The organism is Coprococcus sp. BIOML-A2 (assembly GCF_009875795.1).
In the GTDB taxonomy this organism is placed as follows: Bacteria; Bacillota; Clostridia; order Lachnospirales; family Lachnospiraceae; genus Coprococcus; species Coprococcus aceti.
This window is the reverse complement of record NZ_WWSI01000002.1, coordinates 202377-227345: the sequence shown is the minus strand read 5'-3', so window position 1 is coordinate 227345 and position 24969 is coordinate 202377. Positions and strand designations below refer to the sequence as shown.

The 24969-nt window shown below is 43.9% G+C and carries 26 protein-coding genes; 6 read left to right on the top strand and 20 right to left on the bottom strand.

Annotated features, from left to right (window positions below; translation table 11 throughout):
- Nucleotides 1-191 precede the first annotated feature (191 nt).
- Both argJ and argC read right to left on the bottom strand, forming a co-directional pair.
- Nucleotides 192-1418 (bottom strand): bifunctional ornithine acetyltransferase/N-acetylglutamate synthase, encoded by a 1227-nt coding sequence (gene argJ, locus GT575_RS05260; RefSeq protein WP_055279843.1) that lies wholly within the window; start codon nt 1416-1418, stop codon nt 192-194.
- A 21-nt stretch (nt 1419-1439) separates the two neighbouring features.
- The gene (argC, locus tag GT575_RS05255; RefSeq protein ID WP_161171680.1) at nt 1440-2480 is read right to left on the bottom strand and encodes an N-acetyl-gamma-glutamyl-phosphate reductase; all 1041 of its coding nucleotides are present in this window, start codon (nt 2478-2480) and stop codon (nt 1440-1442) included.
- Nucleotides 2481-2921: 441 nt separating this feature from the next.
- Here argC and GT575_RS05250 point away from each other — a divergent pair, with 441 nt between their 5' ends.
- Nucleotides 2922-4160, top strand: a complete 1239-nt coding sequence (locus GT575_RS05250) for an argininosuccinate synthase (protein WP_004848633.1) — start codon at nt 2922-2924, stop codon at nt 4158-4160.
- Nucleotides 4161-4292: 132 nt separating this feature from the next.
- Here the strand turns inward: GT575_RS05250 and GT575_RS05245 are convergent, their stop codons facing one another.
- From GT575_RS05245 to GT575_RS05220, 6 genes are all read right to left on the bottom strand, one after another.
- A complete protein-coding gene (locus tag GT575_RS05245) occupies nt 4293-4826 on the bottom strand; it encodes a hypothetical protein (RefSeq protein WP_004848629.1) in 534 nt (177 codons plus the stop codon).
- 344 nt (nt 4827-5170) lie between these two features.
- Nucleotides 5171-6073 (bottom strand): NAD-dependent epimerase/dehydratase family protein, encoded by a 903-nt coding sequence (locus tag GT575_RS05240; protein WP_022217175.1) that lies wholly within the window; start codon nt 6071-6073, stop codon nt 5171-5173.
- A gap of 31 nt (nt 6074-6104) precedes the next feature.
- Nucleotides 6105-7910, bottom strand: a complete 1806-nt coding sequence (locus GT575_RS05235; RefSeq protein WP_161171679.1) for an alpha-amylase family glycosyl hydrolase — start codon at nt 7908-7910, stop codon at nt 6105-6107.
- 72 nt (nt 7911-7982) lie between these two features.
- A complete protein-coding gene (locus GT575_RS05230) occupies nt 7983-9143 on the bottom strand; it encodes an ABC transporter permease (RefSeq protein ID WP_161171678.1) in 1161 nt (386 codons plus the stop codon).
- Entirely contained in the window at nt 9130-10293 is a 1164-nt protein-coding gene (locus tag GT575_RS05225) for an ABC transporter permease (protein WP_161171677.1), read from the bottom strand. Before GT575_RS05225 ends, GT575_RS05230 begins: the two co-directional genes overlap by 14 nt.
- A gap of 85 nt (nt 10294-10378) precedes the next feature.
- On the bottom strand, nt 10379-11326 hold the full coding sequence (locus GT575_RS05220; RefSeq protein ID WP_015533202.1) for an ABC transporter ATP-binding protein: 948 nt from the start codon (nt 11324-11326) through the stop codon (nt 10379-10381).
- Between the two features lie 302 nt (nt 11327-11628).
- Here GT575_RS05220 and GT575_RS05215 point away from each other — a divergent pair, with 302 nt between their 5' ends.
- Nucleotides 11629-12786: a sensor histidine kinase gene (locus GT575_RS05215; protein WP_161171676.1), complete on the top strand. Its 1158-nt coding sequence runs from the start codon at nt 11629-11631 to the stop codon at nt 12784-12786.
- Nucleotides 12787-12839: 53 nt separating this feature from the next.
- A complete protein-coding gene (locus GT575_RS05210; protein WP_161171675.1) occupies nt 12840-13493 on the top strand; it encodes a response regulator transcription factor in 654 nt (217 codons plus the stop codon).
- A 115-nt stretch (nt 13494-13608) separates the two neighbouring features.
- Here the strand turns inward: GT575_RS05210 and GT575_RS05205 are convergent, their stop codons facing one another.
- Nucleotides 13609-14223 carry an SH3 domain-containing protein gene (locus GT575_RS05205; RefSeq protein WP_015533206.1) on the bottom strand — a complete coding sequence of 205 codons (615 nt, stop codon included), beginning with the start codon at nt 14221-14223 and terminating at the stop codon, nt 13609-13611.
- 280 nt (nt 14224-14503) lie between these two features.
- Here GT575_RS05205 and GT575_RS05200 point away from each other — a divergent pair, with 280 nt between their 5' ends.
- Nucleotides 14504-15229 carry a pseudouridine synthase gene (locus tag GT575_RS05200; RefSeq protein WP_161171674.1) on the top strand — a complete coding sequence of 242 codons (726 nt, stop codon included), beginning with the start codon at nt 14504-14506 and terminating at the stop codon, nt 15227-15229.
- A 51-nt stretch (nt 15230-15280) separates the two neighbouring features.
- Here the strand turns inward: GT575_RS05200 and GT575_RS05195 are convergent, their stop codons facing one another.
- Both GT575_RS05195 and GT575_RS05190 read right to left on the bottom strand, forming a co-directional pair.
- Nucleotides 15281-16393: an N-acetylmuramoyl-L-alanine amidase family protein gene (locus GT575_RS05195; RefSeq protein ID WP_015533208.1), complete on the bottom strand. Its 1113-nt coding sequence runs from the start codon at nt 16391-16393 to the stop codon at nt 15281-15283.
- Between the two features lie 106 nt (nt 16394-16499).
- Nucleotides 16500-17771 carry a M18 family aminopeptidase gene (locus GT575_RS05190; protein ID WP_161171673.1) on the bottom strand — a complete coding sequence of 424 codons (1272 nt, stop codon included), beginning with the start codon at nt 17769-17771 and terminating at the stop codon, nt 16500-16502.
- A 274-nt stretch (nt 17772-18045) separates the two neighbouring features.
- On the opposite strand from GT575_RS05190, the gene GT575_RS05185 reads away from it, so the two are divergent.
- The gene (locus tag GT575_RS05185) at nt 18046-19140 is read left to right on the top strand and encodes a prephenate dehydrogenase (protein WP_243147844.1); all 1095 of its coding nucleotides are present in this window, start codon (nt 18046-18048) and stop codon (nt 19138-19140) included.
- Between the two features lie 41 nt (nt 19141-19181).
- Entirely contained in the window at nt 19182-20459 is a 1278-nt protein-coding gene (gene aroA, locus GT575_RS05180; RefSeq protein ID WP_055143935.1) for a 3-phosphoshikimate 1-carboxyvinyltransferase, read from the top strand.
- A gap of 140 nt (nt 20460-20599) precedes the next feature.
- Here the strand turns inward: aroA and GT575_RS05175 are convergent, their stop codons facing one another.
- The 9 genes from GT575_RS05175 to GT575_RS05135 all read right to left on the bottom strand — a co-directional run bounded on the left by GT575_RS05175 (nt 20600) and on the right by GT575_RS05135 (nt 24967).
- Nucleotides 20600-20830 (bottom strand): hypothetical protein, encoded by a 231-nt coding sequence (locus GT575_RS05175; protein ID WP_243147843.1) that lies wholly within the window; start codon nt 20828-20830, stop codon nt 20600-20602.
- Between the two features lie 103 nt (nt 20831-20933).
- A complete protein-coding gene (locus GT575_RS05170) occupies nt 20934-21830 on the bottom strand; it encodes a hypothetical protein (protein WP_055143931.1) in 897 nt (298 codons plus the stop codon).
- A 66-nt stretch (nt 21831-21896) separates the two neighbouring features.
- Entirely contained in the window at nt 21897-22373 is a 477-nt protein-coding gene (locus GT575_RS05165; protein WP_161171670.1) for an LURP-one-related/scramblase family protein, read from the bottom strand.
- Nucleotides 22374-22448: 75 nt separating this feature from the next.
- The gene (locus GT575_RS05160) at nt 22449-22913 is read right to left on the bottom strand and encodes a DUF2752 domain-containing protein (protein WP_161171669.1); all 465 of its coding nucleotides are present in this window, start codon (nt 22911-22913) and stop codon (nt 22449-22451) included.
- Complete coding sequence (locus GT575_RS05155) at nt 22853-23398, bottom strand: alpha/beta hydrolase (protein WP_161171668.1); 546 nt, start codon at nt 23396-23398, stop codon at nt 22853-22855. The genes GT575_RS05160 and GT575_RS05155 overlap by 61 nt, the downstream gene beginning before the upstream one ends.
- A 208-nt stretch (nt 23399-23606) precedes the next feature.
- Nucleotides 23607-23864, bottom strand: a complete 258-nt coding sequence (locus GT575_RS05150; protein WP_161171667.1) for a hypothetical protein — start codon at nt 23862-23864, stop codon at nt 23607-23609.
- Nucleotides 23851-24300 (bottom strand): YopX family protein, encoded by a 450-nt coding sequence (locus GT575_RS05145; RefSeq protein ID WP_161171666.1) that lies wholly within the window; start codon nt 24298-24300, stop codon nt 23851-23853. The genes GT575_RS05150 and GT575_RS05145 overlap by 14 nt, the downstream gene beginning before the upstream one ends.
- Nucleotides 24297-24515 carry a hypothetical protein gene (locus tag GT575_RS05140; protein ID WP_161171665.1) on the bottom strand — a complete coding sequence of 73 codons (219 nt, stop codon included), beginning with the start codon at nt 24513-24515 and terminating at the stop codon, nt 24297-24299. Before GT575_RS05140 ends, GT575_RS05145 begins: the two co-directional genes overlap by 4 nt.
- Nucleotides 24515-24967 (bottom strand): hypothetical protein, encoded by a 453-nt coding sequence (locus GT575_RS05135; protein WP_161171664.1) that lies wholly within the window; start codon nt 24965-24967, stop codon nt 24515-24517. The genes GT575_RS05140 and GT575_RS05135 overlap by 1 nt, the downstream gene beginning before the upstream one ends.
- Nucleotides 24968-24969 lie beyond the last annotated feature (2 nt).

Here is a 24969-nt window from a genome sequence, read left to right as displayed (position 1 = left end):
GGTTTATCTACCTTAGGTTTATCTGTCTTTTGCCTTCAACTTTATCTTCCAGCCTGATCAATGTCAACGATTAACGCATCGTCTCAATTTAGTCTTATTTGATTTATTGACTACAATCTATTTTTAAATTTACGCAATATGTTTTATCTTATAACCTGCTTCCATTTTTATATGGCTTATCTCACTGGATTTTACTTTCTATAATCCGCATTTATCTTGATATAGTCATATGTGAGATCGCAGCCCCACGCTGTGGCCATCTCATCCCCCATATTCATATGCGCCTTGAGCTTTATCTGCTTCTCTGAGAGTATGTGGCTTGCTTCCTTCTCATCGTAATCAGTTGTCACTCCATGCTTTACGATCTCAAGATGTCCTGCCACACTGGCTATCTCTATATCCACCCTGTACGGATCAAACTTCACGCCGCTCTGTCCCATGGCGCACACTATTCTGCCCCAGTTGGCATCAGCTCCGTACATGGCACACTTTACAAGATTGGAGGCCACTATCGCCTTTGCCAGATGTCTTGCAGTATCCTTATCCGGCATGCCCGACACATCCACCTGAAACATCTTGGTAGCACCCTCGCCGTCCGAGGCTATCGCTCTGACAAATGCGCGGTTGATATATCTTATTGCCTCGACAAATGCAGGAAAGTCGTCATCGGTCTCCAGCAGTTCCTCGTTGCCCGCCATGCCATTTGCAAATATCATTACCGTGTCATTTGTAGACATGTCTCCATCCACAGACACCATATTGTATGTATCGACCACATCTGACTTCAGCACCTTGCCTAGCAGCTCTGAGCTGATATTCAGATCTGTCGTGATGAAGCTGAGTACGGTCCCAAGGTTTGGATTGATCATTCCGGATCCCTTGCACATGCCTCCTATGGTGACCTGCTGCCCCTTGATCTCTAAAGTTACGGCTATCTCCTTCTTATAGATATCAGTCGTCTTGATCGCCTCCGCGGCATCCACTCCGGCATCTATAGAATATGAAAGCTCCGGCACCAGCATATCTATACCGCTCTGTATGACATCCATCGGAAGTCTCATTCCTATGACTCCTGTAGAAGCCACCGCAACCGTACTTGGATCTATGCCAAGGCTCTTACCTACATGGGCCGCCATGGCCTCAGCATCGTGGATTCCCTGTTCGCCAGTACAGGTATTTGCCACACCGCTGTTTACAACCAGTGCCTGACACATTCCCACATTCTGGCAAAGCCGCCTGTCGTATATGACCGGTGCTGCCTGAACCATGTTCTGTGTAAATGCTCCCGCTACATGTGCAGGAACATCACTCACCAGAAGTGCCATGTCTTTTTTCAGTTTATTTCTTCTTATTCCAACATGTAGTCCCGCTGCACGAAATCCAGCAGGAGCTGTCACGCCTCCCGGAATTATCTTCATCCTACCACCTTATTTCCAAATTTATGGGAAAACAGGAGCCATGCGGAGACCCTCTGCCTCGTCAAATCCAAACATGATGTTCATGTTCTGAACCGCCTGACCTGCAGCACCCTTTACAAGATTGTCAAGTGCGCCCATGGCGATGACTCTGTTTGTTCTCTCATCTATCTTAAAGTTGACATCCACATAGTTGCTGCCCTCAACCCATCTTGTCTCAGGACATACATCCTTGTCGAGGACTCTGATAAATCTCTCATTTGCATAGTACTTATCGTATGCGGTTCTCACTGTATCGTAATCGACCTTCTCCTTGAGGTTGGCATATGCTGTCACAAGTATTCCTCTGTTCATAGGAACAAGGTGTGGAGTGAAGTTGATAACTATCGGACTGCCATTCGCATATCCAAGCTGCTCCTCTATCTCAGGGGTATGTCTGTGTGTCGTAACTCCATAAGCCTTTATGCTCTCATTGACCTCACAGTAAAGATTTGCGATCTTCGCGCCTCTTCCTGCACCTGATGTTCCGGACTTGGCGTCAACGATGATGGAGTTGGCATCAACCAGACCTTCCTTAACCAGTGGGTAGAGTGAAAGGATGGAACATGTTGTGTAGCATCCAGGGTTTGCAAGAAGTCTGCACTTCTTTATATCCTCCCTGTTTATCTCACAGAGACCATACACAGCCTCGTCAATAAACTGTGGGCTCTTGTGCTCTATCTTGTACCACTTCTCATAAGTAGCAACATCCTTTATTCTGAAATCTGCACTGAGGTCTATGATCTTGACCTTGGACAGTATCTCCTCATTTACCAGTGATCCGCACAGTCCCTGTGGTGTGGCGGTAAATATTACATCTACCTGTGATGCAAGCTCCTCCATGTTGTCATCCATACACTTTGCATCCACGATCTGGAACATGTTGCCGTATACCTGATAATACTTCTGATCTATAAAGCTTCTTGATCCATACCATACGATCTCCGCTTCCTTATGTCCAAGAAGAATTCTTACTATCTCCTGTCCTGCATATCCTGTTGATCCGATAATTCCTACCTTAATCATAACTGCCTCCATAATTTATATGTACTTTTTCTATATCTGTATAAAGACATACTCTGTTTGATTGTATACCTGACAATGTATATCGTCAACATACACTATTTAATATGTAGAAATACACTCATTACCCTGAGCTTTTGTATCTCTGTTCCTCGTTTCCTCTGCGGAAACTTTTATAATTATACATTTACAACGTATAATATGCAATGGTTTTTTTGAATATTTGCATATTTGTCCAAAATATACGATTTATCAGCATTTTTGCCACCATTTTGCTCTGTATTTATGCATATTTTTCATGAATAATATACGGTGAACGAATGAATATTTTGAAAAATCACTTGCATAATATACATTTGCGTTGTATAGTTCATGTAGGCGAAAAATGGAATATATTATAAAGTAATTTTTCAAAACACTATATTTATAGGAGGATTTATTAAAATGGCTAAAGAAAAAGTTGTACTGGCTTATTCAGGCGGTCTTGATACCACTGCCATCATCCCATGGTTAAAGGAGACATACGGATACGATGTTATCTGTGCATGTATAGATGTAGGTCAGGAGAGCGAGCTTGAGGGACTTGACGAGAGAGCAAAGTATTCAGGAGCTGAGAAGCTTTACATCATCGATGTTGTAGATGAGCTCTGCGATGAGTACATCATGCCAACAGTTCAGGCTGACGCTGTATATGAGAACAAGTACCTTCTCGGTACTTCATTTGCAAGACCTATCATTGCCAAGAAGCTCGTTGAGGTTGCACGTAAGGAAGGCGCTGTTGCCATCTGCCACGGAGCTACAGGTAAGGGTAACGACCAGCTTCGTTTTGAACTTTCTATCAAGGCTCTTGCACCGGACATCAAGGTTATCGCTACATGGAGACAGCCTGAGTGGACAATGCAGTCACGTGAGGATGAGATCGCTTTCTGTAAGGCACACGGCATCGATCTTCCATTTGATGCAAAGCATTCTTACAGCCGTGACCGTAACATCTGGCACATCAGCCATGAGGGCCTTGAGCTTGAGAATCCTGCAAATGAGCCAAACTACGATGACCTTCTGGTTCTCTCAGTTACACCTGAGAAGGCACCTGATGAGCCTGAGTACATTGACCTTGACTTCGAGAAGGGCTACCCTGTAGCACTCAACGGCAAGAAGATGAAGACTTCTGATATCATCCGTGAGCTGAACAAGCTCGGCGGAAAGCACGGTATCGGTATCATCGATATCGTTGAGAACCGTGTTGTCGGCATGAAGTCACGTGGTGTATACGAGACACCTGGTGGAACTATCCTCACAGAGGCTCATAAGCAGCTTGAGGAGCTCACACTTGACCGTGATACTATGGAGTACAAGAAGCTTGTTGGAACAAAGTTCGCAGCACTTGTATATGAAGGAAAGTGGTTCTGCACTCTCCGCGAGAGCCTTTCAGCATTTGTTGCCAAGACTGAGGAGCGTGTAACTGGTCATGTAAAGATGAAGCTCTACAAGGGTAACATCATCAAGGCTGGTACTACATCAGATTATACTCTGTACTCAGAGAGCCTTGCTTCATTCACAACTGGCGACCTCTACGATCACAAGGATGCTTCAGGTTTCATCAACCTGTTCGGTCTTTCAATGAAGGTTCGTGCTATGATGGATCAGAAGCGTGAGGAGAAGGACAACGCTAACAATAAGTAATTTATTATAGTGTAGACATGAAACATCCCCCATCATACTCGTTATGAATATGATGGAGGATGTTTTTTTCTTGACAAAACAAAAAGACTGAAATAGAATATATCAAAAGAAATGGGTTTTCACCGTACAGTTTTACGACTCAAGCGGGCTGCTCGTTTCTTTTTTTATTGTGGTAATATCATGCAGGTACTTATTACCATCCTCTGAATGTTTTATAAGAAGAATAGCTGTGAATATATTATATCTATCTAAATTGCCCGTTTTATCATCATACACAGGCAGTCCAAACCTTATATCATATCTATACCAACCATATTTAGCATCTTTATTATGCTTTTGCTCTTTATTCTCTTCCCAACGTGGATTTTTGGCTATTTTTATTAGCTCTGGAATTCCCTGTGATGCTGATGCCTTTGCCTTTTTTCTTGCACCTTTTAATGCAATTCTGCTTTTCGAACCTGCATATTCAGACGGAAATTCTTTTCCAATATAAACAACATCATTTGTTTCTGTAATTTCATAACAATCCGATATATAGCCTTTTAAGTATTTTTCTATCTGCTGCCAATCATCTTTTGATAAGCCTTTAAATTTTTTGTCATTAATAATTACTATTTGATTATTATTTTCGTCCGTTATTATACTAACATTCCTGTTTTTTATCATTCAGTAACTCCTTTATTATTTTATATTTGCCAAAAATCATTATGGAAATTAAACTATAGAAATTTCAGATCACTTATTTCTACTAAAAAAGAACTAAAATCTTATTTGAGAACAATGAGTAAAACTCCATCATTGTCAAGAACTCTCTCACTATGTATCTGCATTATATCAATGCTAGCGAAGATGTAAACCCACTTATAACGAATTTACACTTTCTTAATGAATTTATACACATCGTATATCTCGACGATATTTGAATGTATATCTATAAAAAAAGATCCGGAGCCGAAGCTCCAGATCTCCCTAAATACATATCATTTACAATATCGCTGCACCAACGTACATTATTTTAAATTACAGTCTATATATTCCATATATGACTTTTTTCCAACTTCTGATTCATTTTCCACATACCACTCTGCGCATTCTTTCAATCCATCTTCCAATGATATTGTCTCCGGGTATATTTTGTTCTGCTGCTGCACATCGAGATAATATTCATAGTTATAAAAACTGAAATAATTTCTCTGTTCTATATCCTCACTGACATTTACAAACGCAGGGATCTTATCAAAGCAGGCGTAACACATCGTCACCCAGTCTTTTATAGTGACCGGCTCCACATTTCCCACATTCATGATATGAGTCTCCGGCTTTTCCTCTATTACTCTCTCCATCAGGATACAGAGATCCTTCACATGGAAGAACTGCAGCTTCATTCCACCATCTCCGGGCAGATAAAATGGCCTGTCCGCCCTGGCGCAGTCAAATACAAAAGCCTCCCTGTATACATTGTTCATAGGTCCATAAATATATGGTGGTCTGAGTATGTAAGCATCACTCACTCTGTCAAGTAATGCATCCTCCGCAGCAATCTTATCCGTACCATATGACCCCCAGTATCTGTTGAGTGCCCGTTCTGAATCTTCACGGAATGGCTGATCTCCATACTCTGGATACACTGCACTTGAGCTGATCATGATATACTGACCAAATGAACCAAGGCTGTCACATAAGTCTGTGATATCTTCCGCATTATATGCGGTTATGTCCGCCACAACATCAAAATAGATGTCTTTGAGTTTGTCTCCCAGGTCATGCCTGTCCGTTTCTATAAGTTTCACACCTGGAACCTGCGGCCTTGAATTTCTGTTCACCACATACACCTCATAGCCTTTGTCCACAAAATACTGCGCCGCATACCGGCTTACAAATACTGTACCACCCGTTATTAGTATTTTCTTCATGGAGAGCCTCCTTTAAATTGGGATTTTTTATCTACTCACCAAGTTCCAGTACCACACTCTCATTTCCAGCTAATTTCACTGAACTAAGGTCTGACACACCTGTCTCACCAGAACTTGAATAAAGTACATTTGTAACTGTTATGTCTCCGCACTCAGCAAGTGATACCGTCTGATCGCCCTCTGCAAAATTGTGCACCACCAGCAGTTTCTGTCCATCCGCCTCACGGAAGTACGCTATCACACTGTCGCTTGTGAGCGCTGCCGCTCTATAGTTTCCTTTCATAAGGGCAGGATTGTCTTTTCTAAGCGCTATCAGTGTCTTGTAATATGAATACATTGAATCCGGATCTTTCATCTGTTGGTCAAGTCCCTTTGTCTCTGCATTCTGATCGTCCTTTTCCCATGACGTGTTGTATGTACTGTCATCTCCCCACAGGAATGGTGTCCTTATCATCTCATCCGGCTTGCTGCCGTACATTCCGAGTTCCTCGCCATAGTAAATATATGGATTGCCTGGAAGTGTCATATATACCGCTGCTATCTGTCTCGCCTTATCCAGGCTGTTCACCGACGATGCTATCCTGTCCTGATCGTGATTTGCTCCAAATACTCCATTCAGATAGTTGACATCCTCGCCGTCATATTTATTCTGTATATTCTCTATCGCCACGGAAAGAGAATCGCCAAATCCTGGCACCGCCATGCCTTTCTGTACGCAGTTCAGTATCTTCTGCTGAATCGCAAAATCAAACTTCGTGTCAAATGGCTGGACATAATTTTCCAGCACCTTGTCATCCTGCCATACCTCACCCACCAGATATACATCAGGATTTATGCTCTCGCAGTAACCGGCAAATTCGTTCCACCAGGTGATATTTGCCGCTTCAGAATCTTCCTGCTGCTTGAACTCGTGTGCCCCATAGATATGAACTGCGGCGTCCATACGAAAACCGTCAAGACCAAGCTCCAGAAAATGACCGGCGGCATCCTTCGCAGCCTGTCTAACATCCGGATTGTTATAGTTCAGATCCGGCATATCCGCGCCGAACACACCATAATAATAGAAGTCACCTTCCTGGTGCCACACCATATCTCCCCAGCTTGATTTGTCGAGAAGATGATTGCAGTCTTTCTTGTCGGTCTTGTACACCCACCTGTAATAATCTCTGTACTCGCTGTTCTCATCGGACTTTGCCGCCTGAAACCACGGATGATTGATACTAGTGTGATTGATGACCAGATCCATGATGACTTTCATGTCTCTGCTGTGTGCTTCGTCAAGCAATCTCTTAAGATCATCCTCTGTTCCGTAATCGGGATTCACCGCCATGTAATCCGTCACGGAATATCCGTGGTAGGTATCGGACGCAGTGATCGGCATGAGCCATATCCCATCGATCCCGAGCTCCTTCAGATAGTCAAGTTTCTCCGTGACGCCATTCAGATCGCCTATACCATCACCGTCTGAATCGGCAAATGACCTGACAAATATCTCGTAATACACACCGCGATTACCCTCTTCGTCGGTCTTCTTACGAGGCTCTGCCGTAAATTCTGCCACATCGTATGCATCACTGGAATATGTTCCCTCTGCATAAGGCTCGTCATTATCCTTTTTAGACTCCTGTCCATTTTCTTCTTCGGCTCCGGCATCTGTCTGATCGTTTGTCTGACCATCCGCCAAAGTCTCTGCTTCTGACGACGCAGCACCGTCCGCTCCGTCATCTGTTTTGCCGCACCCTGTACCGAGTCCAAGTGTAAGGGCCAGCATAACCACTGCAAGTCTCTTCTGCAGTCTGAGTAAGTTGTTCTGTTTCAGCACTTTCTTTTTAAGCACTTTCTCGTTCCTCCTATACTCCCTCCAAAGAACATTATAACAGACCATGCCTCATAACTTCCAGTGTATTTTCTAAGCCATAGCCCTGCCGGCGGTCTTGTACCTGTCAACGATCACTCCAACAAGTATGAACAGTACGGCGAATAGCATCTGCACCCCCATGCTTACAAATATGCCTGACACCGAACTGCCGGATGTGAAATTGTCGATGGCATCCGTTGCATTTGCGTACCAGTATGCCGGAAGGAAATGTGCTATCGCCATCACAGTGTCACTTAAGAACTCTCTCGGCACAAATATCCCGCAGAGGAATGCCATTCCAAGTGATATGACATTTGCACACATGGAAAGAATCTGTTCACTCTGTGTAAGCTTGCTAACTAGAAATGCCAGCGAGAGTGCTACACAGGCATACACCAGCATATTGAGTATGAACATTCCGCCCCTTGCTGAGACTATATCATATTTTATAAGTATTCTGGAAAGTACTATAAATACTACAGACAATACGCATCCAGTAAACATCATCCCCAGGACAAGTTCCCTGTTCAACCTGAAAAATTTGTATGATGAGCACTCTATTCTCGCTCTAAGCTTTTTCCTGTTATATACCTGCAAAACAGGCGCTACCCCAATTATCATAACGCATATCATGACCCACCCCAGATAGTTGTAAAAATTATATAACATGGAATGTCCTGAGGTCTTTCCTTCGGCCATATCGACTTCAGCCTTCTGCTCAAGTGCCGTCCTCGCTCTCTTATCGGCATCGTTCACATCATCTCCGGCCCTCTTGTACAGAGACACCATATTCATGTAGCTGTCAAGCCTTGTCTCAAACAGCATGGACGCCTGACTTCCGGGGATAGTCGTTATCTCAAGCAGACCATCCGCAGTATCATTTGCCCATGCATCGCCAAAGCCATCTGGTATCCTGATCACACAATCCACCGCCCTGTTGTAGAGAGCATCCTGAATACCTCGTTCGTCCATATCAACGCCATATACAAGCTGCTGCGTATCATTCAGGTAAGCCATCAATTTTCTGCTCATCTCACTGCCATCCTCATCGCTCACCGCATATTTGATCGTTTTATCCTTATAATAGTTCTGTGGATCTGTGTTTCCCACATTGATGAACACAACCATGACTCCACACAGGATTCCCACATACATGATCATCTGCCCAATATATTTTCTCAAAACCTTGAAAAAAGATTTAAACACTTGCATATCTGTTCCTCCTTACCATGAGAATCCCAACTGCTATGAGCACCACAGCCTCAATAGTCATTATGACGATATTCTCAGTGAAAACCTGGTGGTCACTGTAAACATTCAGCGCATAGAATGAATCCGATATCAGAGCCGCGGGATTGAGTTTATTTATAATCGGCACGTGCTGCTGTATCTCATACTTTACTCCGTTTATACACAGATCAGAAAGGATGGACATCACCATGGATATTCCGATCACAATACCTATCTTGGTCCCCTCAGCAAGCTTTGATATAGCCCCAACTATGACTCCTATTGCCAGACCGATAAAGCAGCCCACAAACAGAGTAAGCAGGATCTCCCATACTCTGTCGCCAAAATCCACTCCTATGCAGGACATGTATATAAAGCTTATGACCTCGACCACAAAATGTATAATCAGCAGTGCAGCAAACTCTGCCAAAACAAAGGTCATTTTTCTCTGTGGGGACACATTTTTTCTCTTTCCCGTAGCGCTCACATTTGCCTGAAGATTGCCCATCATCTCTATAGATGAAAGTGATGCAAACAGACAGCTCATGGCAAATATGGCATAGAAATAATTGTTATACACATTCTGGCTGCCCTCAGTGCTGGCCTTCTCTGTATAATATGATCTCTGTTCTGAGAGTTTTTCCACAAGGTCCGACATATCATCCACGCCGGAAGTCCCAGACATATACTGTTGAAGTCCGATGCCATCCTTATATATATCCATAAGTGCATGCTCGTACTGCTTGTACTCAGAAAGCACTGTCTCAAGTATGCTCGCATTGACAGAACTCTCCGCAACCGTGAGCTTCACATCATCCGTATATATGATGCCCTCGACCTCTTCATCAGCCAGTAACTTTTCCGCATCGCTTTCGCTCATCCTCGCAACCGACAGAAGGGCGTCATCGCCATCCGACAGCGCATCCAGCATATAATTAAGTCCATTTGCCGATTCATCCTCAGTGACCACCGCCACCTTGATATTCCTGAACATCTCATCCTGTTCATATATGTTGCCAAATGCCATGTACATGAATGTTGCAAGAAGCAGCGGGAATACCAGTGTCCAGAAGATCGACACCCTGCCTCGGGCCATGATCTTTATGGTGTATAAAAAGTCCCGTATAAACATAATTCTCTCCTTTAATCCTGATTCATCTCAATTTTCCATATACAATACGATTTCAACGATCTCATATCTCTGCCCTGAATTTCGTTTAGTCTCTGAGCTCCTTGCCTGTGATCTCCAGAAATACATCGTTGAGCGTCGGGAGTTCCGTAACAACCCTGCCAAATGATATATCGTGCTCCTTGAAGAATTCCATGAGTCTCACCAGATTGTGTCTTCCACCAGAATATCTCAGCGTCAACATACCATCGCTATATTCCTCCTCATACATATGCGGCTGTCTGCGAAGCTCCGATATCTGTTTGCCTGTAAGTCCAAGCACCTCAACCTTGATGGTCTCAGTGTTCTTGATCATCTTCTTAAGTTCTTCCTTTGTTCCTACAGCTACAGACTTTCCTTTGTCCATGATGACTATCCTGTCACAGAGCTGCTCGACCTCCTCCATATAATGGGATGTGTATACGATGGTGGCACCTTCCTCATTCAGACGCTTGATCCCCTCAAGTATTCTGTTACGGCTCTGCGGATCGACCGCCACTGTCGGTTCATCGAAGAATATAAGTTTTGGCTTATGCGCTATTCCGCAGGCAATATTCAGTCTTCGCAGCAGTCCACCCGAGAGCTTCTTTGGAAGGAATTTCCTGTAATCCGCAATATCCACGAAATCCATTGTCTCCTCAACACATTTGCGTCTCTTCTCTTTGTCCTTTATATAAAGGCCGCAGAAGTAATCAATATTCTCATATACAGTCAGTTCATCGAACACCGCCACATCCTGCATTACAACTCCTATCTCTCTCTTGATATCGTAGCTGTCGGGCTTCATCTCTTTGCCAAATACCTTTATATCGCCCTTGTCAAATGTGAGCAGGGACAGTATACAATTTATAGTTGTCGTTTTGCCGGAGCCGTTTGGTCCAAGGAGTCCAAGTATCTCCCCCGCCTTCACCGTCAAACTGAAATGATCCAGCGCCAGTAGATCTTTATATCGCTTTACCAGATTGGTAACCTCTATTGCATTTTCTGAATTACTCATATATATCCTCCTGTTTTGATATCCTGTTTTTTGACCCTCATTATCTTATAAGTGTCGTTCATAACATGATAGTCTGCACGCATCAGCATGCTACATTCTTTATTACATGCTCTCATTATATACACCCTTGATCTGTTTTCACAGTGAACAACGTCATCTTCACAATGTGACATTTGTCATATTTCTTTTTCCCTCATATTTATTTATAATAATTATTACACTAGGCTGCACACACTGCCTGGCACGGCTATTCAGACAGCACGATATATACTACAGCATTTTCTACATTATGGAGAATAATTATGAAACATCTCATCAACAAAGGACTCCTGCTGGTCTCAGCATTTGTCATGATATATGCGCATAATACTGCCACGGACACCCGGATCATCATCACACTGCTCCTGTCGCTCATTGCCGGTGCGGTCTATCCGGCACTTGCCGGGATCTCCGCAGTGAACAGAGCCACCACGAAGGGCGCCGAGAACCACAGCAGAATATATCCATACATATGCGAGGCACTGGTATGCGCGTATCTTGTATCCGCATTCTGGCTGCACCCAGTCTATATGTTCGTGTCCATAGTCAGCTACGACATGTACAGATACAGACAACGGCTGTCACCAGTCATACTTGTCCTGTTATCCATATACATGTGCGTCAACTATCCTCTGATGTCAGTTCTCCCGCAGATATGCCTCATCGCATTCTCATTTGCTATGAGCGTGTACTGCTGCCGGATAAATCTGCTGAGGGCGGAGCTTCTTGCCATGAGGGACAATACTGCAGAACACGACATGCTGGTTGCACAGAACACACGCCAGTTGCTGGAAAATCAGGACAACATGGTGCTCACCGCCACCCTGTCAGAGCGAAACAGGATTGCCCGGGAGATTCATGACAATGTCGGTCATATGCTCACCAGATCCATACTTCAGACCGGTGCCATCAAAGTTATCAACAAAGACGAGCGTCTTGAGAAGCCCCTGGCACAGCTGCAATCTACGCTGGATACCGCAATGGACAGCATGAGAAAAAGTGTCCACGATCTACACGATGAATCCATAGACCTGCACACTGCCCTAGATGATGTGATCAACAACGTCAGCGACATGGACATCTACATGGATTACGACATGTCAGATAAGCTTCCAAGAGAGATCAAATACTCATTCATCAACATAGTAAAGGAAGCCATTAACAATACGCTGAAGCACAGCAACGGCGACCATATGGATATCCGCGTGCGGGAACACCCGGCATTTTATCAACTGTATATAACAGACAATGGACAGAACATCCGCTCCGGTCCATCCCCGGCACAAGGAAGCGCTTCTGGCGGTATGGGCTTAAATGGTATCCAGGAAAGAGTAAACAAACTTGGAGGCACAATGAAGATATCAACCGACGACGGATTTTCCATATTGATCAATATCATGAAAAGAGATTTTACAGACTGAATTCCAAACAGATATGCAAAATATCCTGATTATAAATAGGAGGAAACCGACAAATGAATGTAGTTATAATAGATGACGACCAACTGGTGGCACTGTCACTTCAGACCATACTCGAAGCCTGCGACGACATACAGGTATCCGCCACAGGAGGCAGTGGAGCTGATGCGATCAGACTGTACGAAGAATATCAACCGGATGTTCTACTCATGGACATCCGCATGGAGAACATAAATGGCCTTGAGGCTTCTGAGACTATCATGGCCTCTCACCCGGATGCCCGCATTCTTCTCCTGACAACATTTTCAGATGACGAATATATAATCAAAGCACTGAGTATCGGGGCAAAGGGATATATACTGAAGCAGGATTTTGAGAGCATCGCACCGGCAGTAAAAGCAGTATACAATGGACAGACTGTATTCGGGGATGAGATAGTTGGAAAACTCCCTGATCTTATTGGTCATATGGACACTACCTCATCAGATGTCCAGCCATCGCCATTTGCCGGAATGGAATACGAACTCAGTTCCAAGGAAATGAATATTATCAGACTTGTTGCAGATGGTCTGAATAACAAAGAAATCGCATCAAGCCTGTATCTGAGCGAGGGTACAGTGAGAAACTATATCAGTTCCATCCTTGACAAGCTGCAGCTGAGAGACCGCACACAGCTGGCGTGCTTCTACTACAAAAAGCTAACCAATTGAGCAACAGTCAATACAACACTAAAAAAGCAAGCCGCACGCCATCCTTGAATGACATGCGACTTGCTTTTTCTGTCTTACTGGGTCGTACCTGGGTGAGGGGTACTCATATACACTACTACTGAAGTGAGGCATCCACACTTACATATTCTGTTGAAATATATCCGATCGAGCCATCGTATAACTGAACTCCTATCCAGCTCTCATCCTGTGATACAACGTCGAACATCTCTCCACTGTTCACTGTAGCTATGATATCTGATTCTGATGACTGCTCTGTATGGACATACACACCATCATATATCACTGATGCTGTTACGCCCGGAAGCACCTCTGAAGGGGTCTCTTCTGTTGTCGCTTCCTCTGTTGTCACTGCCTCGGTAGACGCTGAAGTCACAGACTGTATACTACCTGATGCATTGCTGGCAACTCTGGCCGTATCGTTGGCCGATACTGAACTTCCTGCAGGCACCACTGCGTCGATGGCAAGCTGCACACTGCTGTCTGCCATCATCACTGCCTGACTCTTGTTGATAGTCACACTATCATTCGCATATAATTCATCCGCAAGCGGGTCAGCCTTCTCTCCAAAACTTATGACAGCAAATACACAAAGAGCCATTACAACCACAAGTGCTGTCATCAAAATGTTATGTCTTAAATATTTATAACTGAGAACATTCCTTCTCATGTGATCTACAAATCTTCCAAACTTACTGCGTGATCTAGTCATTAATTTTTCCTCTTTTACCCTTAATCCAAGCTATTTTCTATGTAGTATTTCGTAATCTAATTTTTACAAAGTTACCGCATTTGTTACATTTCTGTTAAATATAATACACTACACATGTGCATGTGTCAACTGATTCTGACAAAAAAATACCAATTTCTAGTGGTTTTACACAACTGTTTGTAACGACATGTTGTGTTTTGTAACATTTAACTTTTCTGCTGAAAAAAGCGCATTTTCGTGGTATCATATGACATCATACAGTCAACAAAAGGAGTACATTATGAGACTTGATAAATTTCTAGTTGAAATGGGGATAGGCAGCCGCAGTCAGGTAAAGCAGTATGTGAAAAAAGGCACTGTCACCGTCAATGGTGCCCCGGTTAAATCCTCAGATGTAAAGATAGATGAGAACAACGATACTATAAAATATAATGGCAGGATTCTGAATTATTCTAGATACAGATATTTTCTCCTGAACAAACCTGCGGGGTGTGTAAGCGCCACCAAAGATAACGTGCATCAGACCGTTATCGATCTGCTAAAAGGAGAAAATACAAAAGACCTGTCACCCGTGGGACGGCTGGATATAGACACAGAAGGACTTCTACTTCTGACAAATGACGGAGCACTGACCCACCATCTCCTGTCTCCTGCACACCACATTCCCAAGACATATTACGCAGAGATTGACGGATATGTAACAGATGATACCATAAACATTTTCGCCACAGGTGTGGATATCGGAGATGAAAAACCTACACTGCCCGCAGATCTGCGCATATTATCTTCCGACAGCACCGCTGCCAGATCGGAGATCGAACTCATAATAACAGAGGGACGTTTTCACCAGGTCAAGCGAATGTTTGAGGCCGTTGGCATGAAAGTTACTTTTCTGCGAAGAATTGCAATGGGTGAGCTGAAGATAGACGAATCGCTTCCAACAGGTGCCTACAGAAGTCTCTCGGAAGAAGAGGTCAGTCTTCTCCGGTTCGATATGCCACAATAAAAATAGAGAACAGGAAATCCTGTTCTCTATTTTTATTTATGTTACTGACTTCTATTCTGTAATATATTTATCAAGGCCATCTGCTATTCCCTTGGCGATCTTGTTCTGATAATCGTCTGTTACAAGAAGTGCCTCCTCAGATGCTGTAGTCATATAGCCAACTTCCACTATGGTTACCGGAACTGTACTCCAGTTTATTCCGCTCATGGTATCCGTCTCCCATATTCCATCACTCTTAGCTCCTGTGGAAGCCAGAAGTCCTGATAAAACATCCGTGGCAAGACTCTTGCACTGATCATAGATAGCTGAATTATATGGATTAGATGATGTCTGACATACTGTCATCACACCTGTCGCATTACCGTCTGTCGATCCATTTGTATGGATCTTTATAACTGCATCTGCCTTAAGGTTGTTCGCATATTCTGCTCTCGTCGCATTACTTATATCAACATCATTCGATGTTCTGATCATCTTAACTGTATAGCCTCTGGATGTGAGCTCTGCCTCAAGCTTCTGTGCGATCTGAAGATTCAGCTCATATTCCTTTATTCCTGTTGATACACCTGTGTTGCCAACGGTTGCCTTTACTTTTGTCTCTGTAGCAGCAGGGCCTATCGGCTCGGTCTCTTCATTTGCATTCTGCTGATGTCCGGCATCTATAACTATCATCTTGCCCTCACCAACATTGGATGTAGTTCCCTGTTCTGTGGATGCATCCGATGAATTCTCTGTTGTCGCCTCAGTCGATGCATCAGACTTATCTCCTCCGCCTACGACCTCAAGGAGCTCTGAGAATATATAGTATTCCCCACCATCTATAGATACCTTGCTCCACTCATCGTTATAACCGATTCTGTCCAGCTCAACATCATTTGCAACTTCCTGATATATCTCTCCATCAGTTGATGGGCTCGTTCTGACATTCACATAGTCAAGAGTCTTTACTTTGTCATTACATATTGTAAAGCCATCCTTGTCCTTCTCCGGCTGTGCCTCAGTGGTTGCTTCCGTAGTCGCCACCGTCACTGCCTCTGTGGTCGCCTCTGTCTCCGTCGGATTGGCTGTGGTAGCATCGTCACCTTTGCTTCCGCATCCGGCAAATGCCAGCATGGAGGCAAGTCCAAAGCAGAGCACTGCATATTTTAAATGTTTCTTCTTCATGAGTATCCTCCGTAAGTGATTATTGAAGTTAAAAATACATCATCTTATTGTAACACAATCGTAATAACTGCACAAGTACATTGCTCAAATACCTGATTTCACCATACTACATTTCAAATACTGCACCGCAAATCTTCTCAAGTTGTGCATAATCCTCCGCACTTCCAAGCTCCACCGCTGAATGCATAGCCAGTATCGGTATTCCCATGTCTACAGCTCTGACTGGCAGATAAGATGAAGCTATAGGACCTAAAGTCTGTCCTCCTGCCATCCCCGACCTGTTCACCTGACGCTGTATCTTTATCTCCTGATTTCTTGAAAGAGCCATGATGACCGCAGATGCCTCACTGTCTGACACGTATCTCTGACTTGCACTTGATTTGAGTGCCACTCCGCGCCCCATGACAATCTGATTTGTCGGATCACTCTTCTCTGAATAATTCGGATGGGTTGCGTGCGCCACATCAAGTGACAGCATGAATGCATCTCTCATAAGGCGTCTTCCTGCTCCAGCCTCAATATCCAAGCCTTCCATGATACGCTTTATTATCTCCGACAGAAGCACCGAATCTGCTCCCTGCTTTGATCTGCTGCCTATCTCCTCATTGTCAAACAATGCTATAACATTTGTATTATTGCCATTTGTCTCTCTGCACATGGTGTCAACAAGCGCTGACACGGAAGTTACATTGTCAAGTCTCGGAGAAGCTATCATATCCTTATCTGCCCCAACTATCTCCATTCCATCCATGTTATACAGGTATAGATCATAATCAAGAATATCGTCCTTCAAAAGCCCAAGGTCATCTGCCACATACTGTAATATATCTTTGTCCTTCACAGTCTGACCATCCAGACCATATACAGGTATGAGCTCCTTCTGCACATTCATTTTCTCCCCGGGTGCATCCTTTCTCAGATGCGGTGCAAGGCTTGGCACTATGCACATGGCACGCTCTGAATCATACAGATACGCCTTCGGCCTGAACGGATCCGTGGTCTGCGCCATGACCTTGCCCGCGATTCCAAGCGGTCTGTCAAACCATGTCTCCTTGATAAGTCCGCCGTACGGCTCTACATTCAGTGTCTGGTAGCCGCTTCTGTTCATATCCGGCTGAGTCTTTATCTTGAGCATAGGAAAATCTGTATGTGCAAGGCCGATATTCAGCCTGCCATACTCAGGCATCTCCCCTGCGGCAAACGCCACCATCATAGATGAGTATGGCTTCACATAATATCTTCCTCCGGCCGTGAGCTCCCAGCGTTCTCCCATATCAAGCTCCATGTAACCGTGATCCTGCAGCATGGCTTCACATTCCTTCACTACATGAAACTGTGTGACACCGGCGTCAAGTAGTCTGCAAAGTGTATCTATCATAATAAATTATCCTCCTTATAATGGTCGGTCGACAAACGCACACATCAGTATACTTTCTTATGTGCATCGTCTGCGTTCTCCACAAAGATTTTAGTACAAATCTTCAGCTTATACAATTCCCTTACTTCTTATTTTAGCTTAATATCCACATCTGATATTCAAGTTTTTTTATCGCAATGTGAATCTTCTCTTGCCCTGTCATTCAAAAGGCTGTATAATCGCCAATAGATACTTTAACGCTTTTATGCGTCAAACCGTTAAAGGAGAACGTAAAATGAATGATTTTTCAATAGGATTTATCGGTCTGGGACTTATCGGAGGATCTATTGCCAAATCCATCCACCGCATTTTCCCTGATTACAGAATAGTCGGCTTTGACAATAATCTATCTACACTCAAGGAAGCTGTCTCCGATGGGACACTGACTGAATATACAGATGATATCCATACCATAGCAGAATGCAACTATATCTTTCTGTGCGCACCGGTCCACTATAATATAGAATACCTGCGCCAGCTCAAGCCATTTCTTACAGACAGCACCATACTGACTGATGTCGGAAGCGTAAAGCTCGACATATACGAAGCAGTCCAGGAGCTTGGGCTTGCCAGGTATTTTGTCGGCGGACACCCTATGGTCGGCTCTGAGAGATCTGGCTACGAGGCGGCCACCGACAGGCTCATAGAGAATGCCTATTACTTCATCACACCTGCAGACGGAGTTCTGCCGGGCAAGACTGAGGAGTTCTCCACATTTATCGGAGATCTTGGAGCGATACCGATCACATACTCACCTGTTGAGCACGACCGTATAACCTCTTACATAAGCCATGTGCCCCACGTCATAGCCGCCTCACTGGTCAACCTTGTCGCAGCGGCAGACAGCCCAGACAATATATTTAAGTCACTGGCAGCCGGTGGTTTCAAAGATATAACCAGGATCGCATCCTCCAATCCGGTGGTATGGGAGCACATTCTTCTGGCAAATCCTGACAATATCGTAAACGGTCTTCAGGAATATGTTGAGCTTATAGACAAAATGATTTATCATATTAAGCAGCGCGATGCGGCTGGGATAAATGCTTTTTTTGCATCCGCCAGAGATTACAGGGATTCCATTCCTAACAACAGCAGCGGTGTCATAAGAATGCACCATGAACTGTTTGTAGATATCCCTGACGAGGCTGGTGCGCTGGCAAAGGTGACAGCTTTTATCGCAGAGGCAAAGATAAGCCTCAAGAACATCGGAGTCTCCCACAACCGGGAGGATGAGGAAGGGGTTCTCAGACTCTCATTCTACGATGCTGATGCAAGACGGAATGCGCAGGATGTGCTGAAGGCCGCAGGCTATAGAATTTATAACCGATAGGTAAAACATATTACACTAGAATAAAGGAATACTGAGAATTTATGAAGATCAACAGAGTAAAATCACTTAACGGAGAGATAACAATACCGGGGGACAAATCCATCTCCCACCGCTCCATCATGTTCGGCTCAATCGCAGATGGAATAACCGAGGTACACGGATTTTTAAATGGAGCAGACTGTATATCATCCATGAACTGTTTCAGGCAGATGGGTATAGATATTGATTACGACGGCAGTGTCGTTACTGTACACGGCAAAGGACTGCATGGACTGTCAAAGCCTGAAGGCACACTCGATGTCGGCAACAGCGGAACAACCACCAGACTTATATCGGGTATACTTGCCGCTCAGCCATTTGCAAGCAGGCTTATAGGTGATGCTTCTATATGTAAGCGCCCTATGAAGAGAATCATGACGCCTCTCTCCATGATGGGTGCCGACATCACATCCGAACTCGGAAATGACTGTGCACCGCTCCTTATAAACGGAAAGGAACTCCATGGAATACACTACAACTCACCTGTCGCGTCAGCACAGGTAAAGTCATGTGTACTCCTTGCCGGACTCTATGCAGACGGCGAGACAAGTGTCACCGAGCCATATGTGTCAAGAAACCACACTGAACTCATGCTTGAGTCATTTGGCGGCAATATAAAAGCAGAGGGAACTACGGCTACCGTAAAGCCTGTGGATAATCTTGTTGGACAGAAGATACTTGTACCTGGAGATATATCATCAGCTGCTTACTTCCTTGTTGCAGGACTTATCACTCCGAACTCATGCATCACCATCAAAAATGTTGGCATCAACCCGACCAGAGATGGAATACTGGAAGTCATCAAAGCAATGGGCGGCGATATGGAATACTCCAATGTAGTGAGCGGATGCGGTGAGCCAACCGCTGACATAACAGTCAGGACATCAAGTCTCAAGGGCTGTGTCATTGAGGGTTCCATCATACCAAAGCTCATAGATGAGATCCCTGCCATAGCAGTTCTCGCATGCTTTGCAGACGGTGAGACCATCATCAGGGATGCCCAGGAGCTCAAGGTCAAGGAATCAAACAGAATAGATGTCATGGTAAACGCTCTCTCATCCATGGGCGCAGACATAACTGCAACCGATGACGGAATGATCATACGCGGCGGAAAGCCTCTTCACGGTGCAGTGATTGACAGTCACTTGGACCACAGAATCGCCATGAGCTTTGCCATCGCAGGACTTAACGCTGATGGCGATACAGAGATCACCGGAGCCGAGTGCGTGAACATCTCATATCCGGGATTTTATGATGATCTGGGTGGGCTGGAACGTTAAATTTTTCATCAATAGTAAAGGCGTCACTGCTGTTTATGATGCTTCGCATCCTACGATAACAGTGACGCCTTTATTTCACCCAGTGCTCTTGACTTTTACCAGAACCATTTGGACCAGCAAATACAAGAACCATCGGTTTTCTATTTTGCATATTTTATATCTCCATTTGCATATTCAATATATGCTTTTTTATTCTCTTTATCATATCCCGCTATTGGTTTTTTACATACTCTGGCTTTATTTATTGCAGCTTTAACCGCCTCAACAGCTCTGGCATCCATCTCCTGATCAGACAACGTTAACGTTTTACTTTCTTCTTCTCTTGATACTACATTTATTATCTTCCCACTTTTCGTGTTCACTGTTGTCATACAATCACCGCCTTTATACTTTTTATTATATATATAATTCATGATTTAAATAGTCTTATTTTATAATTCATTTTACCACAGTTCATGGACTATTCACAACAGCTTACTCCGTTGCCCTCTCAAACTCATCAGTTCCAGTATCTTCCCAGTTTGTCTTTCCACTGCTTATCACTTCTCCACTGGAAAATACATATGCATAGATATCTTCTATTTCGGCACTGCCATAATCATATGTTCCACCACCGCCTTTTTCAGTACGATACCTTACATACAGCCCACACTTCCCATTCTCTGACTTGCCATCATATACAATGTATTCCACGGAATTATCACTTTCAGACAATATACATCTTGATGATGACTCCGAGGCGCCGTAATATACTTCGAATTTTCCAGCTGTGGCATCTGAATATTTCTCAAAGATCGCCTGATACCCGACTGTAATTTCCTTATTTTCTGGCTGATCATTTACATCAGGATCAACAGAGGAATCAGTGGAGCTCTCTGCATTCCCCCTGCTGTCACCCGAAGCTTTTTCCGTTATCGCAGAGTCTTGTTCGCTGTCTTTTTCTATATCCGTATCTTCTCTTCTATATCTGGTCGTGAGACGTCTACTACTGGTCTGCCCATTAAAACGCATGGTCACAAGCTCGTCACGCTGTTCAGAGCCAGACACTACCACCTCCACACGATCAATATACCATGTCGTCTTTAGATCGCTTTCGTCAAATCTTGCACCATCATTTGCCACTTCAAATGACCTATATGCAACCGTCTTCTCTTTGCCCTTCAGCACCAGTCTTCCATGGGCAGCTCCAAATGGAAAATCCGGGTCGCCAACAGAATAGATCACAAGCTCATAATCACCATCTGGAGACGTTAACACACTTATCTGCTCAGCTTCGTAACGCGTCTTATATCTAACATAACCTAATGGCAGCAACACCACCATTACCAATATGCCTACTATAATCACAACATACTTTGATATCTTGTTCATGACTATTTCCTGCCTGTCTCCTCATACATTCCTATCTTCTTCATGTTTATATAAAATTCTAAAAAATTAATTATTATTCTGCGAACAATTGACCGCATCAATAGCTATCACCAGCATAAGTGCCATGATCTCATCACCCGGATCTGCGATATCAAGTGTGTATGTATCTCCCCAGCTGAGAAGCTGCTTTGCTATATTTGCCACCAGCCTGCTTCCAACTGTGACACTGTAATTCCACGAAAGGAAATCTCCATCACACTGCCATCCTCCATACTCAATACTGTACGAAGGCTTGAAGAATGTAAATTCCTTCTTGATGCTTCCACACGGTCTGCCACCAACACTGATGTCAAATGTAGGCAGGAACGTAAATAATCTCTGACTAATAAGTCCTATCTCATTTCCCACAAGATCATATACATGAACCTGATGCGTAAGCCGGAACGCCTCCGACTTCACAAAATACTTTTTGTTTCCCCATTCATCATATATATCGTAGGTATCTGTCCAGGCAAATACCCGTTGTTTTATCATAAGTCTCATAAAATCCACTCCTTATATCATATGTCGTCGTGCATAAGCGCGATGACACGCACACGCCTACTCAACTTGCGCTCATTATATGACATATCCCGGCACCACCAGCTTCACCACGTAAGACACGACAAATATCCCAAGCCACACATACACATACCACAACCGGAATCTCACAAGCGGTGTCCTGCCATTTGTGGCAAGCCTGATCGTATTGCCCACCAAATATATGATGCAGATGCACGCCAGATACACAGTCGCCGCATGGTAATACATAGCCGTCAGAATATGTCCGTGGAGTATGGCAAGTACAGCCCTTGTCGTACCGCATGCGGGACATATCACCCCTGTAAACCGGCGTATCTGACACCCCTCAAGCCACGAGGTATCCGGCAAGACACGAAGGAGCAGTATATATACTGCCGTGCCGATAAGCAGTGTTATGAGCACTGCTATCTCTGCAATATATAACTGCCCCTCCGTATGTCCTAGAAGTTCAAATAATCTATATATTTTTCCGCTATATCTTTCTGCGTTTTTATGTTCCATAAAATATCCTTTGTCTCTATTGAGTGATTGCCACCCTCATATCTGTAGAGTGGTATATGTCTTTCCTCGCAAAGTTTGGTTATCTCACCCGTGTTCACTAGCGGATCCGCCGTTCCGTGAAAAGCTATGCCATTTGAATTGGCATATTGCATGGTAATCTCAAGTGGTGTGAAATATATATTTCTTACTTTAAGTCCTTTCTCCGCCACATATCTTGCAGATATAGCTGTGCCTATACTCTTTGATAGAAATACTATATCCTCAGCATCCGAGAAATCCACATCCTTCAGACAATCTACCGCTTTATTCCAGCCATCATCAAATACCTTTTGTATCTCCTCTGGAAGATGTCCCGAAAGCTTGCCATATGTCACATCAATTATATCATACCCATGTGCCATCATATATTTTTTACTGTAGTAAAGTAATGGTTTATCGGTGTGATACCCGATTCCCGGGAATACCACGCATATCTTCTTTCCCATATATCTGTCTCCTCTCCGGATATAAGTCCCATCCAGAGTACATAAATTATCAGCACCCCTATTACATCATGCCTTTATTCTAATCGTCCTGATTCTTCTGCTATTTTATCAGCATAGCATCCCTCATGTTTCGAGTTCGCCTCACTTTTCCTGTTTTGTAATTTACATTCCATCAACTATCAATGATAACACAGCCATATCTCCGTAGTCAATCGGAAGTATGGCTCATTTTTCTCTGCAATTCATCGCAGATGGCAGACACCCTCTTTTCGCCAAATCCCTTGAGAGTGAGCAGGCACTCTCTTACTTGGTCTATCGTGAGGGAGTCTGCTTCTGCCGTCTCCTTGCCATCTTTATATCCGGACTTATAAACCGACTCCGCCCACATCGTCATCTGACAATGGTCCATTTTGCGGATTTTGTCATACTGTCTCCTGTTGAGGATAAATCCTTTAATCTTTCCCATTCTGTTCCTCCTTACGGTCATAAATATTTCCATCTATTCTGTACTTAGAGTGATTGTCGAGAAAATAATGCCTCCTACGATTGGTATCGTTGATGTAGAACTTTCCTTCGTCAAATTCAACGGTTCCATATCCGCTGAGACCATCGCATCTCATGTAGACTATATCGCCCTCGTAAATTCTCCTGCCATCCTTTGCGACAATTCCTGTGAATTGACATAATGTATCCGGATTTATTCTTGCTTGAAGATGCCTGTTCGGCAATCCCCAATCGGTCATTTGGTCGAAAATTATGTAATACTTTGTGTTGTCCGGATGTTTCTCATAATCTTCCTTAATGCAATATGTTGTATCGTTCAAGGCTATGTAAAATCCCTCGTACCACCTGTCCTTGTCATCTTCATCAATGCCTTTCGCTCTAAAAAGTATGTCTCTCATCTCTGTTCCCTCCCATATACCTCTTCTCTTGCAATCTCGTACAACATCGGATAATCGTGCGGGTTGAAATTGAAACCATACAGTTCATAGAAAGCATCGTTACTCATTTTGAACCACAGCACCGCCCACTGGAGGAGCGTCTTACCTCTCAGAGTCTGCATCGAATATCTTGCCCTTGCATTGGATTTCATTATATCGTGAAGAGTAACCGCCATCACTTATCCTCCAATCTCTTTAACTGCCTGTCCACCTTGAAATCAATTCTCCTCTCAACTTCATCTTCTGCTTGGAAGAGTAACTCCATCTGTCTGCACATAATTCTCACATCCGCCAGTTCGTCAATGATGTCTGTTCTTGCCTTAAACAAGTCCGTGTCTCCATTCGTAGGATTTGCATTTTCTCCTCTTGCGAGGGCAAATTTTCTTCTGTACTTGAGTAAAGCCTTTGTCAACTCTGACATTTCTTCAATGCACATATCAATCTGAGGCTGAGTACCATACTCGCAGATACATCTTCTGAACACAATATCTCTGCCATTGGCATCGCTTAATCTATCAATGTGTTCCGCTGCTTCCTCCAACACTTCAACGGTTCCTTCAACTTCTCTTCCGGTTGGAGGTTCCCTGTATGCTTTTGCATATTCTCTGAGTCTATCTGAAATTTTCATGT